Source organism: Amycolatopsis sp. NPDC000009 (assembly GCF_055563465.1).
Genome location: NZ_JBVHDI010000005.1, coordinates 20320 through 37032, shown reverse-complemented (window position 1 = coordinate 37032; position 16713 = coordinate 20320). Strand labels below are relative to the sequence as shown.

The following is a 16713-nucleotide window of genomic DNA, read 5'->3' as shown; positions in this document are numbered from 1 at the left end:
TCTTGGCGGCTGCTTCGCCCGAACGGCGCCCATCGTTACGGCGAAAGGCCGGAACGTTATCCGCCGATGCCGAAACGGACGTCGTGCGCGGAGCCCGGTACTACGAATTCCAGGAGCCGAGCGCCCTCCTCGGCGATCGAATCCCGATCTCGCAACGGCTTCCGCGATTCGATCGTCAATGTCGCCCCTTTGATCGCCCAGATGGCCAGGAATTCACCGTCGACGAGCAGGGTGCCCCGGCGGCCCCCGTTACCCGGAGGCAACGGAACACGGCGTCCGTCGGGGATCACCCGCACGCGGTCGGCGTGGGAGAGCAGGACGTTGTCGTACTCGGGCAGGAACCGGGGCGGTGCCAGGGTTTCCGGGTCCGGCCGCGGTGCGCCGGGAAGGTCGAACAGTTCCTTCCCCGCACAGTCGCGGAAGGTGACCAGCCTGGGCCGTAGCCGCTCGAAGACCTCCTTCAGACGAGTGAGCCCCGACCAGACCTGTGCGTCGCGGACGGTCGCGGGGCCGAACGCCGCGAGATAGCGCAGCACCAGGTCGTCGAGGGAGATCCCGGCCGCGATCGGCTCACCGGCCCAGTCTTCGAGCAGGGCGAACGCGGCCGGGCCGGTCCGGCCCCACAGACCGCGCGGGGTCACGTGCGCGAGCGGGAGAAGACTGTTGACCGCGTACGCAAGGGTCTGCGGGTCGGCGTCCGGCCATCGAGGCGCCAGCGCGGTCCGGATCTCGGCGCGTGTGCGAGGGCGTTCGGCCAGCAGGGCGCGCCCCGCTTCGGCGATCGCGGCGAGATCGAGTCCGGCGATCTCCCGCGAGTAGTGGCCGAGGAAACCGCGCTCGACCACCGATTTGACGGTCGGCCACAGGGCGACGCCGTCGGCGGCCGTGACCAGGTGCACCGTGCCGCGCATCAACGTCGTCCGGACGACCTCGCGGGCGGCCAGCGGCTTCGCCAGCTCGTCCGCCTGGAAATCCCGAAGCCGCGACCACAGCCCGACATACGACGAGTCGGGGGCCTGCGCCTGGAGACCGGCCAGCCGCTCGATCGCGGTGACAGCGGGAAGATCGGCGCGCTCGAGCAGGAGCTGCCTGGCCAGCGTCGCGCGGTTGAGGGCCCGGGGGCTCAGCTGCTCCATCGTCAGACGCACTTTCGCAGGAAAGCACGGAGGTCTTCGGCGAACAGGCCGGGGACCTCCATCGCCGGGAAGTGACCGCCGGTGCCGTACTCGGACCAGTGTTCCACCGGGCCGTCCTGCAGGCTCCGGATCGTGGTGTCCCCGGCGAAGACGGCGATCGCTCGCGGCGGACCGGCGGGCGCCTCGCCCCAGCCGCCTTCCGACATTTGCCGGTAGGCCTCCATTCCTTCGTACACAGCATGCGCGGAAGAGGCGCCCGCCCCGGTGAACCAGTACAGGCTGACCGCGGTCAGCAGGTGGTCGCGATCGACGGCGTCGTCCGGCAGCTCCTTGGCCGGATCGGTCCACTCGGCGAACTTCTCCACGATCCACGCGAGCTGGCCGGTGGGGGAGTCGTTCAGCGAATAGGCCAGCGTCTGCGGCCGGGTCGCCTGCAGGTGCAGGTAGCCGAGGCCGTCGGACTGGAACCGGTTGAAGCGTTCGGCGCGCTCACGGTCCTTGTCGTCGAGGCCGTCCAGGTCGAGAGCCGGGCCGAACGGCATCCCCGCGCTGGTCCCGGTCAGGTGCACGCCGGCCACGCGATGCGGGGCGATCATCGACAGGATGCCCGCGACCCCGGCGCCCGCGTCGGTGCCGTGGACGCCGAAGCGTTCGTAGCCGAGGCGATCCATCAGCGTGGTCCACGCCTGCGCGACGCGGAACAGGTTGCCCCAGCCGGGGCCGCTCACCGGGTTCGAGAACCCGTAACCGGGCAGGGACGGGATGACGAGGTGGAACTCGCCGGCGAGTTCCTCGACGACTCGCCGGAACTCGAACGGCGAGCTCGGCCAGCCGTGCGTGAGGAGTACCGGCAGCGCCTCCGGGGCGGTCGACCGGATGTGCAGGAAGTGGATGGTCTGGCCGTCGATCTCGGTGGTGAACTGCGGGAACTCGTTCAGCTCGGCTTCCTGGGCGCGCCAGTCGAAGCCGTCGGCCCAGTACTCGGCCAGTCCCTTGAGGTAGGCGACTGGGACACCTCGGCTCCAGTCGCCGGTGACCTCGCGGGGCCAGCGGGTGCGGTTCAGGCGGTCCTTGAGGTCGTCGAGTTCGGCCTGGTCGATGGCGATGCGGAAGGGCTTGATCTCGGTCATGGGGGCTAGATTAGGAACCATTGCGGAAAGGTTCGTTCCGCGATTGCGGACAAGGTGGGATTCATGGCGGAAACTTCGGCGAGGCTGCTGCGGCTCCTGTCGTTGCTGCAGGCCAGGCGCGTTTGGACGGGTCCGGAACTGGCGGACCGGCTCGACGTCACCACCAGGACCATCCGGAACGACGTCGAGCGGCTTCGCGGTCTGGGGTATCCCGTCGATGCGACGCCCGGCGTCTCCGGCGGCTACACCCTGGGCGCCGGCGCGGCGATGCCCCCACTGCTGCTCGACGACGAGGAGGCCGTCGCGGTGGCGATGGGCCTGCGCACGGCCGCGGGCGGCACGATCGCGGGGATCGAGGAGACGTCGGTGCGCGCGCTGGCGAAACTGGAGCAGGTGCTGCCTTCGCGGCTACGGCACCGAGTCGCGGCGCTGAACTCCGCGACGCTCGCGGTGCAGGGCGGCGGGCCCACGGTCGACGCCGAGGTGCTCGCGGCCATCGCCGCCACCTGCCGTGACCGCGAAACGCTGCGCTTCGATTACGTGGGGCACAACGGATCCGAGACGCGGAGGCAGGTCGAGCCGCATCGCGTCGTGCACATGAGCCGCCGGTGGTACCTCGTCGGCTGGGACGTCGACAAACAGGACTGGCGCACGTTCCGCGCCGATCGGGTGCGGCCGCGCACGCCCAACGGACGGCGTTTCGAGGAACGCGAACCACCCGAAGGCGGCGTGGTCGCCTACCTCCAACGCGGTGTCGGCGCGGCGTTGTGGCGGCATCAGGCCACGATCCGGCTGCACGCCCCGGCCGCCGAAGCCGCGGCGAAGGTGCCGCCCGCCGTCGTCGTCGAAGCCGTCGACGAGCGGACCTGCCTGCTCAAAGCCGGTGCGGACACGCTGGAGTACCTGGCGCTCTACCTGGGCCTGCTCGACACCGACTTCGAGGTCGTCGACTCCCCGGAATTCGCCGGTCACCTGCGCAAACTGATCGGCCGGTTCAGTCGTGCGGTGGACGCTTGACGTCGAAGACCAGCTCCGGGCGCTCCCAGGTGATCTTCGGCGGGTTGGGCGGTATGACACCGACGCGGCGGGCACCCATCCGCTCGTAGAACCCGGCGGCCGGCGGATGGGAGACGACGCGGATCTCGGTCATGCCGAGCTCCGCGGCCTGCCCGAGCATGTGCTCCACCAGCCACGCGCCGATGCCAGTGCCCTGGGTCGAATCGGCGACGAACAGCAGGTCGAGCTCGGCCGGGTACTCGATCAGGCTGTAGAAGCCGACCACTTCCTGCTGCGCGTGCGCGACGAACGCGGGATGGGTGGCGAGGTAGTCCTCGGTGACCTGGTAGCCCTCGAGGATCGAGGCGTACTCCCCTTGGTAGGCGGCCGATTCGTGCATCAGCGCCGTCAGCCTGCCGGCGTCGGAAGCGCTTGCCCTGGAGATGCGGTAGCTCGTCACGTGCGCAGCTTAGAACGTCACACCGACAGTTCTTGACCTCCAGCTATCTAGAGGTATGAGGCTGGGTTCCGACAGCTGGGGACGAACTGGAGGAACAAGATGAAAGCGGCCGCGTTCACGGAAGCCGGTGGCCCGGAAGTGCTCCGGGTGCTGGAGTTGGAGGAGCCACACGCCGGGGCAGGGGAGGTCCGGGTGCGGGTGAAGGCGGCGGGGGTGCAGCCCTACGACGCGGCCGTGCGGGCGGGATGGGAACCCGCGGGCCTGGAGCTGCGTTGGCCGCGTGTCCCGGGGAACGAGTTCGCCGGGGTCGTCGACGAGGTCGGTTCCGGGGTTACCGGCCTCGTCGCGGGGGCCGAGGTGCTCGGTTTCACCGCCGTGCAGGCGTACGCCGAGTACATCGTGGTGCCCGCGGAGAACGTCACGCCGAAGCCGGCGGAGATGCCGTGGGAGGTCGCGGGCGGGTTCACGGCGGGGACGCAGACGGCGTCTCTGGCACTGGAGGCACTTCGGGTCGCCCGTGGCGAGACACTGCTGATCCACGGGGCGGCGGGCGCGGTGGGCACGGCCGCCGTCCAGCTGGCCGCGCTGAGCGGGGTGAGGGTGATCGGGACGGCGAGCGAGGCGAACCAGGAGTACGTCCGCTCGCTCGGCGCCGAACCGGTCGTCTACGGCGACGGCCTCGCCGACCGGGTGCGCGCGCTCGCGCCGTCCGGAATCGACGCGGCGCTCGACGGGGCGGGTGGGGTCGCCTTCGACCTGTCGCTGGAGCTGGTCGGGAATCCGGACCGCGTGCTCACGCTGGTCGAGCACGGGCGCGCGCCCGAGGCTGGGGCGCGAGTGGTCACCGGGACCCGGTCGGCCGAGCGGCTGGGGATGCTGGCGTCGTTGTACGCCAAGGGGGAGCTGCGTTTCCTGGTGCGGCGGACGTATCCGTTCACCGAGGCCGCGGCGGCGCACCGGGAGATCGAGACCGGGCACGGGCGGGGCAAGGTCGTGCTGACCTTCCCCTGAGGTCGATCTCGTGAGTGGTAAGGACGGTTCTAACCGTCCTTACCACTCACGAGCCCCTAAGCTTTCCGCAGCTTCCGGATCACCCCGCGCACCGCTAACGGCGTCACGATCGCCACGAAGAGCACCAGTGCCGCCCAGCCCCCGAAGCCGCCGAACCCGCCCTCGTCGTAGGCCGCCGGTGCGGCTTCCCGCCAGTTCTTCGAGCCACCGCCCGCCGATTCCTCGTCGGGGCTCGCCGTCGCGGTCGCGGTCTTGTCACCGGTGGCCGGCCCCGTGCTCGGGCCTGTCGACGCGTTCGGTCCGGCGGTCCCCTGTCCGGTCGCGGGTTTGCCGTTCGGGGCGATGATCCCGGCGGTCACCAGCGGGTCGGGCGGACTGGTGGCGCCCGCGCCGAGACTGCCGCGGAAGGTCGGGTTGGCGCAGTTGCCCGCGTTCAGCTGCTTCGGCGGCTGCCCGGTGAGCCGCGCGTTGGAGTTCATGATCTCCTGCGACAGGTTCGGCGGCAGCGGCGAGTAGCCGATCCGGGCCATGTTGATCTGGCCGTCGCAGGCGACGTGTTCGAGGAACGCGGTCATCGTGTCGGTTTTGCCCTGGTCGCCATAGCCGCCGCGGCAGGTGTCCCGGCCGCTCGTGCACGGCATCATGATGTAGGAGTACGCCGAAATCGGGTACGTCTTCGGATCCGCGTTCGAGTAGACCTTGTCGAGTTTCTGGCTGAGGTCCGGGCGGAGTTCCGCGAACTTCAGCGCGGAGGCGATGTTCTCCGCGTAGGGCTGCGTGTACTGCCCCGCGCCGTTCCGCACCCATGCCGACGGCACGTTGTGGCGCTGCGCGTAGGCGAATTCGTCGTAGGCGATGGAGAACGGGATGGTCGCTTTGCCGATGGCCTGCGCGATCTGGTCCGAGTCCGCGAGCAGCCGGTACCAGTCGGCGTCCGGCCCCCGTTCGGGCAGCTGGATCGGGCGCACCCCGGCGGGCAGGCTGCCCATCCCGTTGCCGACGTTGCGGGAGACGAAACGCTGGTATGCGTCGGGTGCCGCGTGCGCGACGAAGTCGTAGAACAGCGCCGTCGTCCCGGACTGCCCGGTCCGCCCGACGAGGGTGATGGGCTGGTCCGGCAGGGACTTCCCGCCGTTGGTCGCGGTGATCGCCGGATCGCTCCAGCGGGTGATGTCCCGGCTGAAGATCCGGCCGATCACCTCGCGGGTGAGATGCAGGTAGTCGACCCGTTTCCCGGCCTGGTCGGTGACGTTGTACATGACGGCGACCGCGCCGGCCACGTCCGGGACGTACTGGTAGCCGCGGGTCTGCGCGGTCACCCCGCCACCGCCCGCGGCGAGGAGCGAGGAGACCTCGGCCTCGGTCCCGCCGAAGTCGACCGTCCGGTCGCCGTACTGGTTGACGCCGGCGGGCGAGTTGGTCGCCGAGTAGTTGACCGGGATACCCCGCGACGTCGCGCCGTTCTGCCAGTCGGTCATCGCCACGCCGACGTAGCTGGATCCCGAGCCCGTGACCCTGCTGAGCGCCGCCGCGCCGGGCGCGCCCGCCACGGAGATCGAGAGCAACAGCGCCGAGATCCCGCCCAGAGCGCCCACTCTGCGCAAGGTCGTCATCCGAACCGCCCGTTCACGTAGTCGAAGGTGCGCTCGTCCGACGGCGCGTTGAAGATCGTGTCCGTCGGACCGTGCTCGATCACCCGGCCGGGTTCGTTCTCGGCCGCGAGGAAGAACGCGCAGTGGTCCGAAACCCGTTGGGCCTGCTGCATGTTGTGCGTGACGATCACGACGGTCACCTCATGTCCGATCTCGGCGATCGTCTGCTCGATCCGCCGGGTCGACGTCGGGTCGAGCGCGGAGCAGGGCTCGTCCATCAGGAGCACGTTCGGCTGCACCGCGAGCGAACGGGCGATGCAGAGCCGCTGCTGCTGCCCACCGGAGAGGGCACCGCCGGGCGAACTCAGGCGGTCGCGGACCTCGCGCCACAGCCCGGCGCGTTCGAGACTCTGTTCCACGAGCGCGTTCTTGTCGTCGCATTTGACGCCGGCCAGTTTCAGTCCGGCGAGCACGTTGTCCCGGATGGACATAGCCGGGAACGGGTTCGGCTTCTGGAACACCATCCCGATGCGCAGCCGGACCTGCTGGGGCCGGGTTCCGTCGGCGTAGATGTCCTGACCGTCCAGCAGGACTTCACCGGTTAGCGACGCCGACGGGACGAGCTCGTGCATCCGGTTGAGGATGCGCAGGAAGGTGGACTTGCCGCAGCCCGACGGGCCGATAAGCGCGGTCACTTCTTTGGCGGGCATCCGCAGCGACACGCCTTCGAGGACCAGCCGGTCGCCGAACCAGGCGCCGATCTCGCGCGACTCGAGCTCGGCCGCGCCGGGCGGGGGACCGCCGGTCAAGGCGACCCGGTCTTCGTCCACAGTGGACAATGCGGTGGTGTCGGTCACCGGTTCTCCTTCGTTCTTTTCGCCTTGCGCTTCGACCGGTCGCGCCCGACGATCCTGGCGATCGCGAACAGGCCGAAGATGAGCAGGATCAGCACGAGCGCGCCGACGTAACCGCGCTGCTGGACGTTTTCCAGCGGCTGCTTGATGAAGCGGAAGATGAACAGCGGGATGCTCTCCTGTGGCGCGGAGAACGGGTTGGCGTTCATCGCGAGCGAGCCGAACGAGGTGAACAGCAGCGGTGCCGTTTCGCCCGCCACCCTGGCGATCCCGAGGATCACGGCGGTGGTGACGCCGGTGCGCGCGGTGGGCAGGACCACCGACCACACCGTCCTCGCGCGGCTCGCGCCGAGGGCCAGCGACGCCTCGCGCAGGCCGTCCGGGACCAGCCGGAGCACCACGTCGACGGTCCGCGTCACCGTCGGCAGCATGACCATCGTCAGGGCCAAAGTGGCCATCAAACCGTTGTAGCTGAACAGTCCCACCCCCGCCTGGATACCGGGGATGATCAGCGCCGCGTAGATGAACAGACCGGCCACAATGGACGGGAGACCGCTCATCGCGTCGACCATGATCCGCACCGGGCGGCGGAACCGCGACCGCGTCTCGTTCAGGAAGATCGCGGTGAGCACGCCCAGCGGAACGACGAACACCAGGGTCAGCGCGGTCTGCTGGAGGGTGCCGACCACCGCGTGCAGACCGCCGGTCGCGGTGACCGGATCGGTCGGCGCGACGGCGGACATGTCGTGGGTGAAGAAGCCGAGGCGCAGATACGGCGCGCCTTCGATCACGATGTAGGTCAACAGGAACAGCAACGGGACGAGCAGGGTGAGCGCCCCGGAGACCACGATCGTCGAGACCAGCCGGTCCGACGCGGCGAGCCTGCCGAGACGGTCGCGGGTGACCAGGTAGAGCATCGCCAGGTACAGCAGGTAGGCGACGATCAGATCCGCCAGCCAGCCGGGGGAATCCAGCAGGAGATGCATGACGAACCAGGTGAGGAGCGTGGCCGACACCGCGCAGCCGAGCGCCGCCAGCCGATCCTGCCGGGTCGTCTCCGACGGTCGGCGTTTGACGAGTTTGCGCGGGCCCGACGAGACCGGGGGAGTGAGGGTCGTGGTCATCAGGCATCCACTCCCGCACCGGACCGGCTCTTGGAGATGATCACCGACGCGGTGAAGTTCGTGGCGAGGGTGAAGACGAACAGCACCAGGCCCGCCGCCATCAGCCCGGACAGGGAGAGCCCTGACGCGCCGGAGTTGTTGGCGATGAACCCGGAGATCGTCGCACCGCCGAACTGGAGGACGTGCTTCGTGATCTCCGGAACCTGGGGCAGCAGCAGGGAAACGGCGATCGTCTCGCCGAGCGCACGGCCGAGCCCGAGCATCGAGCCGCCGATGATACCGCCCCGGCCGAAGGGCAGCATGACCGTTTTGACCATCCCCCAACGGGTACTGCCCAGCGCGAGCGCCGCTTCCTTTTCCCCGGGCGGAGTCTGCGCGAAGACCTCGCGGATCACCGAGGTCGTGATCGGGAGGACCATCAGGGACACCACCAGCCCGGCGATGAACATGGACTGGATGTACAGCGTGTTCTCTTTGGACGCGAACAGGGGGAACCAGCCGAGGTTCTCGGTCAGCCACGTGGAAACCGGGACGATCTGCGGGCCGAGGAAGCTGAATCCCCACAGGCCGTACAGCAGGCTGGGGATGGCGGCGAGCAGGTCGACGAGGCCGGTGAGGAAACCGCGCACCCGGCCGCTGGAGTACTCGGTGATGAACAGCGCCGCCAGGATGCTCAGCGGCACGGCGACCAGGACCGCGATGAGCGCGACCACGATCGTCCCGTAGAGCAGGCCAAGGACACCGAGTACCCCGGAGGCCGGATCGAACCGGATGGTGGTGAAGAACCCGAAACCGCTGTTGTCGAAGGCGGGCCCGGACCGGTAGACCAGGAAGAAGCCGATGACCAGAAGGATTCCCAGCATGGCCAGCCCGGCGCCGGTGGTGACCCGGCGGAACGCCCGGTCGGCCCGGGAAAGGACTTCGGTGATGGCCCGCCGCACCGGGGTTCCCGGTGGGGACGGGTCGGGCCGGGGTGGCGCGACGGTCACGAGCGGCCTTCCTTCGCGTTGGTATGTAAACGAGTTCAGGGCACACCACGTCGCCCCTCGACGCGGCCAGTATGTGCGGCCCGATACCGCGAAAGGTGTCCAAGCGGAGAACGCCCGACGGGGCGCGTGTGAATCTGTGCCGGGGCGGGTCCGGGGGCGGTTGACCCCGGACGGGCGACTCGGGGACGTTGGTTCCGGTGCGGCTCGTGATCGAGTCCCGCTCTCCGCCGTATGCCCGCGCACCTTGGGAGTCGTCCGTGTTCTTCGTCCGTGCGAGACAAGCCGGGATCTTGCTGATCTGCGGGGTGCTGATGGTCACGGGGGTGTCCGTCCCCGCGCAGGCGCAAGTGCCGGCGAACCCGCCGTACACCCTCAAAACCGAGCCCGCCGATCTGTCGGCCGCCCGGAACGGCGACCCGGTGCGGATCACGGTGTCGGGATTGGCGAGCGGTGCGCAAGCGTCCTTGAAGGTCTGCCCCAAGACCTTGCCGGACAATCTGATCAAGGTCGCCGGTAAACCGCCGTGGGCGCGGGACGACAGCGTCAGCGCGCGCGTCCGTGCCTACTGCGGAGAGCTGAAGGACGAGTTCATCGCGAACGCGGCGCATATGGACAGTGTCACCGGCCGTCGCAGCAGCAGGACCGGCGACATCGTGATCGACACCCAGATCCCGCTCGGCTCCTCCACGCCGAAACCGATCATCTGGGACCCGCTCTACACCACCTTCAACAAGAACGCCGAAGGTCAGGCGGACAAGCCGCCCACGGTTTCCTGGGCGGAGAATCCCGACGTCGTCGATCCGGCGACCGGTGCGAAGACCCGCAACAAGTACTCGTTCCGATGCGATGAGAACAATCCCTGTTCGGTCGCGGTCACGATCACCGCGAAGAACGCGGACGGCGCGTTCGTGACGTGGATCGACAGCTCGATCGCCTTCACGCCGTCGCAGCGGGCGATCGGCGTCGAAGGCTGTAAGGGCGCCGGCCAGAACACCATCAGCGCCAGCATGCCGGAGCGGCTGGGCCGCACCGCGGTCGCCTGGAACCAGGCGCTCTGCGCGCCCACCCAGGCCGAGCAGCCGGCGAACATCGTGAGCGAGACGGAAGACGCCGGCCTGACCGCGTTCGACAAGGGCGCCTCGGATCTGGTGATCACCGGCAGCGGGAACGCGCTCGCCACCCAGACCGTCCGGGAGCGGCAGTACATCCCGGTCGGGATCAACGCGGCGGTCGTGGCCGCGGTCGGCTGGTCGCCGACCGACACCGACGACAACGGGAGTTCGCTCAACGCGAAGTTCACCGGCACTCATCGGTTCACCCACGACGAAGTGGCGAACATGGTCACCAAGGGCGGGCAGCAACCCGATCTGGACGGCCGGGGCGGCATCTTCCGGAACGGTTCCCCGCTGGTCGGCCGTAATCCGGCGCTCGCCGCCGTCACGAGGGAGAACGAGGCGAACGCGGCCAGCGCCAGGGCCGGTGCCGAGAGCCTGGATTTCTTCGGGGTGACCGGGGAGTCCGGACCGGGGACCGTGCCGCTCGCGTTGAGCAAGGTCCTCGCCGGGGCGGCGCCGTCGGCCTGGGTGTTCCCGAAGAAAGGGACCGAATACTTCGGTGAGCTGGACGGGAAATCGCCAGGGGTGATCTCCGATCTCAACGCGCTCGATCCCGGTGCCCGCTCACTGCACAACATCGACGCGAAAACCGGTCAGCTCGCCGTGCGCAAGACGGTGCAGAACGGTGTCGTGGGAACGGGATTCGTCTGCACCGGCGGCTGTATGAGCTGGGTCGTCACCGATCTCGCGACGGCGAGGGCCTACGGCTGGGCGCCGGTCGCGCTCCCGGACGGCAAGGGGAACTTCGTCGCGCCGACCAAGGAAAGCCTGCAGCTGGCGGCCGACTCGATGCGGATCGGCGCGGACGGGACCGTGCAGCCCGGCACTGTGACCAAGGACGGCGCGTACCCGCTGACCTTCGTGGAATACCTGGCGGCGCCGGTCAATCCGTTGATCGACGCGACCTGCAAGCCGATGACCGAGAAGCAGGCGCAGCTGAAAGCGGTCGCCGAGCTGGCGAGCGGCTACGGCCAGTCGCTGCTCCCGCCGGGGATGACCCCGTTGAGCCCTGGCCTGGCCGCCGCCGCTCCGGCGCGAGTGGCCAAGATCGGCACCGGGACGGTCCAAGAAGCCTGTCAGGAAAGGGAAGAAGCGAAGAATCCGCCTCCAGCAGGCGGCAACGGTGCCACGACGGCTGCCAACTCCTCGCTGACCGGTCCCAGCGGGGGAACGGGTTCGCCTGCCGGGACGTCGGCGACGGCGGCCGTCACCGGGCCCGCTCCCGCGGCCGCTCCGACCCCGGAAAGCGTGCTGGCGGCCAAGAACCTCGCCGAGTCGATCGACATCCCGAAGTTCGCCGGGGCCGGCGTGCTGGGCGCGCTCATTCCCTTGGTGGCCTTGGTGATCCTGGCGACGCTCCCGTCCGCGACGGCGTATCTCGCCGCCGGGCGCCCGGTGCCGAGGTGGCTCGTCGTCGCGCTGGCCGAGATCGGGGCCGCGTTCGCCATGCTCTTCGGCCTCCTGCGGGGCAAATCGGCCGGAGGGGCGGCGTGAGCACCTCCGTCGAAGAGAGGCATCAGGAACCGGAAACCCGATTCCTGAGTTTCGGTCCGGGATGGATCGGTGCCGTGCTCGCCGCCTGGCTGGTCACCACCTTGGTGGCGCTGGCCCTGGTCGTCTACGCGCTGGGGCCGATGCTCCAGGCGGGCGACCAGCGGAAGGCGCTGAGTGAGATCCGCGGCGAGATCGGCCTGGCGCTCGGTGCCAGTCAAAGCCTGTTCGGCGCGGCTCCGCCCACCGAACCGGTCGAGTTCGGCAAGCCGGTCGCCGTGCTGGAGATTCCCGCGTTGAAGCTCCAGCAGGTCGTCGTGGAGGGGGCGTCGAGCGGCGAAACCGCGTCCGGGCCGGGCCACGTTCCGGGGACCGCCGGACCGGGCCAGCCGGGCAACGCCGCGATCGTGGCGCGCAACGCCGGTTACGGTGGCCCGTTCGGTTCGGTGGATGCGCTGGAACCCGGGGACGAAATCGTCGTCGCGACGACTCAGGGCAAGTCCGTCTACCGCGTGACCGAGAAGGCCACCCGCCCGCTCGACGAGGGGACCGACTACGGCAAGACCCAGAACGACCGGCTGACCTTGGTGACCTCGGCGTCCTGGTGGCCGCTGGCGTCGGAGGAAGCGACGGTGGTGACCGCGGTCCTGGAGGGCAGGCCGTTCCGGCCCACGCCGCAGAACGGCAAGGCGGACGCGCAGGACGGTCGGACCGGCGACTCCGACGCGTGGGCCGGGCTCGTGCTGGCCTTCGGCGGGTTCGTGGTGGCGGCGGCCGGGGCGACTTTCCTCTATCGCCGGTGGCGGCCGGTCTCCACCTACGTCATCACCGGTCCGGTGCTGCTCACTTTGGCGTCACTGGCGGCTTTGGCGCTTTGGCGGCTTTTCCCCGCCTGGGCTTAGGCCGTATTTCGGTCTTTTCGGGCCGAAATCACTCCCACGATGTGGATCTTCCCCCGATACCGACTTTGGTCGGTGGACTCCTCACTGATAGCTCTTTAGATTCTCCCCATTACACCCGGTCAGGGGTAATTCATTCGGGCAGCCGAAGGAATTCCTGTCACGGGCTGTGCCGTGTGTGGGAACAGGGAGATTTCGATGAGCAGATTCAGCCGGGTGGTCACATGCTCGGTTCCGGTCGCGGTCGGCGCTTTGCTGCTGTCGACGGCGGTTTCCAGTGCCCAGCCGTCGGAAGAGGTGCGCACCCAGGCCGGGATCAGCGCACTGCAGAGCATCAAGAAGAGCCTCACTCCGGCCGAGCGCAAGCAGTCGAGCCAGCTCGTCATCGAGAAGCGCCTCCGCGCCGACAAGGGCCTGGCGGGCAAGCTCCCCGAGTACCGGACCGGGCTGGGCGTCAGCGACGCCGGCACGGTCGCGGTGGACATCAAGGGCGCCGGACAGTCCCTGGTGGCCGCAGTCAAAGCGGCGGGTGGCACCGTCCGCTACGCCTCACCCGCCGGTGCGATCCGCGCCGACCTCCCCCTGACCGCCGTCGACGCGATCGCCGGACGCGGTGACGTCGCCGAGGTCAAGGCCGCTTCCCAGGCCATGACCTGGAACGAATCCGCCCCGCAGGACCGGCGGCAGGCCGCGGCCAAGAAGACCGCCGCGGCGCTGCAGGTCGCCGAGGGCGACAAGGCGCACGGCAACGACACCGCCCGCACCAAGTACGGCGTCACCGGCGCGGGCCAGAAGGTCTGCGTGCTCTCGGACGGCATCAAGTCGCTCCAGGCGTCGCAGACCGCCGGCGAACTCCCCGCCGTCGACGTCCTCCCCGGTCAGGCCGGCAGCGGTGACGAAGGCACCGCGATGCTGGAGATCATCCACGACATGGCGCCCGGCGCCGCGCTCGGTTTCGCGACCGCCTTCACCAGCGAGCAGAGCTTCGCCGACAACATCCGCGCCCTGCGCACCACCGGCAAGTGCACGATCATCGTCGACGACGTCTCGTACTTCGACGAATCGCCGTTCCAGGACGGCCCGGTCGCGCAGGCCGTCAACGACGTGACCGCGAACGGCGCGCTCTACTTCTCCTCCGCGGGGAACTCGGGCAACCTGACCGACGGCACCAGCGGCTACTACGAAGGCGACTTCCGCGGCTCCGCAGGCAAGATCTCCGGGATCACCGGGACGCCGCACGACTTCGACCCGAGCGCCACGACCCAGCTGTACAACGCGCTTTCGCCGAACTCGGTCGGCCGCTACGTCACCCTGTTCTGGTCCGACCCGTGGGGCAAGGCCACCAGCGACTACGACCTGTTCGTCCTGAACTCGTCCGGCGCGGTCGTCGCCTCCAGCGAGGGCGCGCAGAACGGCACCCAGAACCCGTACGAGATCACCCAGGTCCCGGCCAGCGGCTCGGGCTTCAAGGTCGCCGTGGTCAAGTACAGCGGCGCCGACCGGTTCATCGCGCTCAACGTGATCCGCGGCCGCTTCGTCCCCTCGGGTGACTTGAAAGCCTTCAGCACCAACGGTGTCACCTCCGGTCACTCGGCGGCCGTCAACGCCTTCAGCGTCGCTGCCGCCCCGGCCGCCGGTGCCTTCGGCCGCGCGCTCGAAGCCGGTGACCCGGCGAACCCGGCCGGCCCGTACCCGGGCCTGTTCACCGCCGCCAGCAAATGGGAACGGTTCACTTCGGACGGCCGCCGTCACCAGTTCTACAACCCGGACGGTTCGGTGATCACCCCCGGCAACGTGTCCTCGACCGGTGGTGCGACGCGGAACAAGCCGGACATCACCGCGGCCGACGGCGTCGCGACCTCGGTGAGCGGCTTCCAGCCGTTCTTCGGGACCTCGGCCGCCGCGCCGAGCGCCGCCGCCATCGCCGCGCTGCTGAAGCAGGGCAAGCCGTCCGCGACCCAGGCGGAGATCCGGAACGCCCTGGTGTCGACCGCGATCGACCTCGGTGCCCCCGGCTTCGACCCGGTCACCGGCGCGGGCGTGATCATGACCGGCCCGGCGCTCGCCGCGCTGGGCGTCGCCCCGAAGTAGTTCTGTAGCGCGTGAAGGCCCCCTTCCCTCGGCTGAGCCGGGAAAGGGGGCCTTCACGCGCTAGGAGGGGTCAGGACTTGACGCAGGACAGGCCGTTCGGGCCCGACACGGTCAGGAAGCCGTACCGCTTGATGGTGGTGGCGAGCTGGCCACCGCACAGCGGGCTGGCGGTCGCGGCCGTGTCACCGGCGGCGAAACCGACGGCGCGCTGGGCCTGGTCGTAGCTCGGCGTGCGGGTGTCGAGCACGTGGTAGACGCTGCGCGAGCCCAGGAACGCCGTGGTGAAGGCCGGGGTGTAGTTACCGGCCGAGCCGGCGACCGGGGAGCCGTCGAAGCCGGCGCCGGTCAGCGGGTTCACGGTGAAGCCCGCGCGCTTGTCCGCGGTCACCGCGTTGCCCTGGGCGATCCACTGCGCGATGGAGAACGGGGCGATCGCGTTGGCGCGGTCGGCGGCGGGGATCGAGTTGCCGTCGTGCTCCTGGAACCGCTTGATGGTGACCGGCTTGGTGGTGGGGTCGAAGCCGAGGACGGTGGTGGTGAAGAAGCTCAGCGTGCCGGAGCCGGTCTGGGGCAGGTAGACGACGATGGCGGCGTTGGCGCCACCGACCTGGTTCCAGTTGGTGATGGAGCCGTCGTAGATGCCGCGCAGCTGTGCCAGCGTGAGGGACAGGCCCGCGCCGGAGCCCGTCGCCGAGGAGGACCAGGTGACACCGTCGGTGGCGAAGGCGTAGTACTCGAACGACGCGGGGTCGGACGAGCCGCGGGGCGAGGAAGACCGCGCGATGTCGATCTTGCCGTCGCCCGCGTCACCGGAGGCCTTGAGCGCGGCCTTGCCCTGGGACGAGCCGTTCGGCGGCAGGGTGGTCGTGGTGTTGTAGACGACCTCGTCGGCGTACAGGTCACCGGGAACGGTGAAGGTGCCACCCGGGGCGAGCAGCGGCGGGATGTTGACGTGGTTGTCGGGATCGGTGTTCCAGGCGCCGCCGTTGGCGTCGGCCAGGATCGCGCCGGTGATGTCGACGGTGGTGTCCGAGCCCGCCGCGGCCAGGACGTCTTCGAGGCCGTTGGCGGGGGCGACCGCCGAGGCGGTGCCGGTCAGGGTGAGGCAGGCACACGCGGCGATCGCGGTGGCGCCGAGAAACCGAGTGGTACGAGCACGCATCTTGTTTGCACTCTTTCTCTAGTCCCCAAGTAGTCGCGGGATTCCGTGACTTGGCCCAATCCTCGCTCCGCAACACTGTCCGGCGGCGGTGCTTCGCGTTCCCGCCCGACGTCATGGTGGTTAATCTCCGGGGAACGCACTTTCCGTGAGCGGCCGTCACGGAGAACGATTCGGTGAAATACCGCCGGAATCACGCCGGTATTTCCGGCGCCAATCGGCTATCGTCTCGATCCCTTCGCCGATGGACGCCTCGGTGGTGGCCGAGCGGAATCGGTCGAGGCCGCGCTGCGCCTCGATACGCCGTCCGTAGGCATGGCTGGCGATCGCGACGATGGTGTCTTCCCGATGCAGGCGCCAGCGCCAGCGCCCGCCGCTGAGATGGCTGAAATCGCTGGTCAGTTCGGAAATATGGGTGCTGAGCCAAGCGATCGCGACAAGGCATTCCTCGGCTCGTGGATAGTCTTCGGGCGCCGAACCCAGCGACACGTTGTTGCCGCCGAGCAGCCGCCATCGAATGGTCTGCTCGCCGGTCTGGACGAGCTGAAAGCGTGGATTCTTCGCTACTGAATTCCCCCTGGTCACATCCCGTGAATCGCCTCGATGTGGTGAGGGGGTTACCGGTTTTCGTGAAGGCGCGACGGCCGACGGGTGAACGTTTTCCTT

At 69.2% G+C, this 16713-nt stretch carries 14 protein-coding genes; 5 read left to right on the top strand and 9 right to left on the bottom strand.

The window, feature by feature from the left end:
* Nucleotides 1–56 precede the first annotated feature (56 nt).
* Nucleotides 57–1142 carry a winged helix DNA-binding domain-containing protein gene (locus tag ACZ3HL_RS16150; RefSeq protein ID WP_465532231.1) on the bottom strand — a complete coding sequence of 362 codons (1086 nt, stop codon included), beginning with the start codon at nt 1140–1142 and terminating at the stop codon, nt 57–59.
* Nucleotides 1139–2266: an epoxide hydrolase family protein gene (locus ACZ3HL_RS16145; protein ID WP_465531690.1), complete on the bottom strand. Its 1128-nt coding sequence runs from the start codon at nt 2264–2266 to the stop codon at nt 1139–1141. The genes ACZ3HL_RS16150 and ACZ3HL_RS16145 overlap by 4 nt, the downstream gene beginning before the upstream one ends.
* A gap of 63 nt (nt 2267–2329) precedes the next feature.
* Here ACZ3HL_RS16145 and ACZ3HL_RS16140 point away from each other — a divergent pair, with 63 nt between their 5' ends.
* The gene (locus ACZ3HL_RS16140; protein WP_465531688.1) at nt 2330–3283 is read left to right on the top strand and encodes a helix-turn-helix transcriptional regulator; all 954 of its coding nucleotides are present in this window, start codon (nt 2330–2332) and stop codon (nt 3281–3283) included.
* Here ACZ3HL_RS16140 and ACZ3HL_RS16135 read toward each other — a convergent pair.
* Complete coding sequence (locus ACZ3HL_RS16135; protein WP_465531686.1) at nt 3261–3722, bottom strand: GNAT family N-acetyltransferase; 462 nt, start codon at nt 3720–3722, stop codon at nt 3261–3263. The two genes, ACZ3HL_RS16140 and ACZ3HL_RS16135, sit on opposite strands and share 23 nt — an antisense overlap.
* Before the next feature lie 99 nt (nt 3723–3821).
* Between ACZ3HL_RS16135 and ACZ3HL_RS16130 the strand changes: the two genes are divergently transcribed.
* Nucleotides 3822–4733 (top strand): NADP-dependent oxidoreductase, encoded by a 912-nt coding sequence (locus ACZ3HL_RS16130; RefSeq protein ID WP_465421737.1) that lies wholly within the window; start codon nt 3822–3824, stop codon nt 4731–4733.
* 56 nt (nt 4734–4789) lie between these two features.
* On the opposite strand, the gene ACZ3HL_RS16125 is transcribed toward ACZ3HL_RS16130, so the two are convergent.
* The 4 genes from ACZ3HL_RS16125 to pstC are packed head-to-tail and all read right to left on the bottom strand — an operon-like array spanning nt 4790 to nt 9292.
* Nucleotides 4790–6346: a substrate-binding domain-containing protein gene (locus ACZ3HL_RS16125; protein ID WP_465421740.1), complete on the bottom strand. Its 1557-nt coding sequence runs from the start codon at nt 6344–6346 to the stop codon at nt 4790–4792.
* Complete coding sequence (locus ACZ3HL_RS16120; RefSeq protein WP_465532229.1) at nt 6343–7155, bottom strand: phosphate ABC transporter ATP-binding protein; 813 nt, start codon at nt 7153–7155, stop codon at nt 6343–6345. The genes ACZ3HL_RS16125 and ACZ3HL_RS16120 overlap by 4 nt, the downstream gene beginning before the upstream one ends.
* A 23-nt stretch (nt 7156–7178) precedes the next feature.
* On the bottom strand, nt 7179–8303 hold the full coding sequence (gene pstA / locus ACZ3HL_RS16115; RefSeq protein ID WP_126735604.1) for a phosphate ABC transporter permease PstA: 1125 nt from the start codon (nt 8301–8303) through the stop codon (nt 7179–7181).
* A complete protein-coding gene (gene pstC / locus ACZ3HL_RS16110) occupies nt 8303–9292 on the bottom strand; it encodes a phosphate ABC transporter permease subunit PstC (RefSeq protein ID WP_465421745.1) in 990 nt (329 codons plus the stop codon). Before pstC ends, pstA begins: the two co-directional genes overlap by 1 nt.
* Nucleotides 9293–9489: 197 nt before the next feature.
* Between pstC and ACZ3HL_RS16105 the strand changes: the two genes are divergently transcribed.
* The 3 genes from ACZ3HL_RS16105 to ACZ3HL_RS16095 all read left to right on the top strand — a co-directional run bounded on the left by ACZ3HL_RS16105 (nt 9490) and on the right by ACZ3HL_RS16095 (nt 14888).
* The gene (locus ACZ3HL_RS16105) at nt 9490–11901 is read left to right on the top strand and encodes a hypothetical protein (protein WP_465531684.1); all 2412 of its coding nucleotides are present in this window, start codon (nt 9490–9492) and stop codon (nt 11899–11901) included.
* Entirely contained in the window at nt 11898–12800 is a 903-nt protein-coding gene (locus ACZ3HL_RS16100; RefSeq protein ID WP_465531682.1) for a sortase, read from the top strand. Before ACZ3HL_RS16105 ends, ACZ3HL_RS16100 begins: the two co-directional genes overlap by 4 nt.
* Nucleotides 12801–12995: 195 nt before the next feature.
* Complete coding sequence (locus ACZ3HL_RS16095) at nt 12996–14888, top strand: S8 family peptidase (protein WP_465531680.1); 1893 nt, start codon at nt 12996–12998, stop codon at nt 14886–14888.
* A 70-nt stretch (nt 14889–14958) separates the two neighbouring features.
* Here the strand turns inward: ACZ3HL_RS16095 and ACZ3HL_RS16090 are convergent, their stop codons facing one another.
* Nucleotides 14959–16050, bottom strand: coding sequence for a substrate-binding domain-containing protein (locus ACZ3HL_RS16090; protein WP_465531678.1), 1092 nt, complete (start codon nt 16048–16050; stop codon nt 14959–14961).
* Between the two features lie 156 nt (nt 16051–16206).
* Nucleotides 16207–16632 (bottom strand): YegP family protein, encoded by a 426-nt coding sequence (locus ACZ3HL_RS16085; protein ID WP_465421756.1) that lies wholly within the window; start codon nt 16630–16632, stop codon nt 16207–16209.
* Nucleotides 16633–16713: the final 81 nt, after the last annotated feature.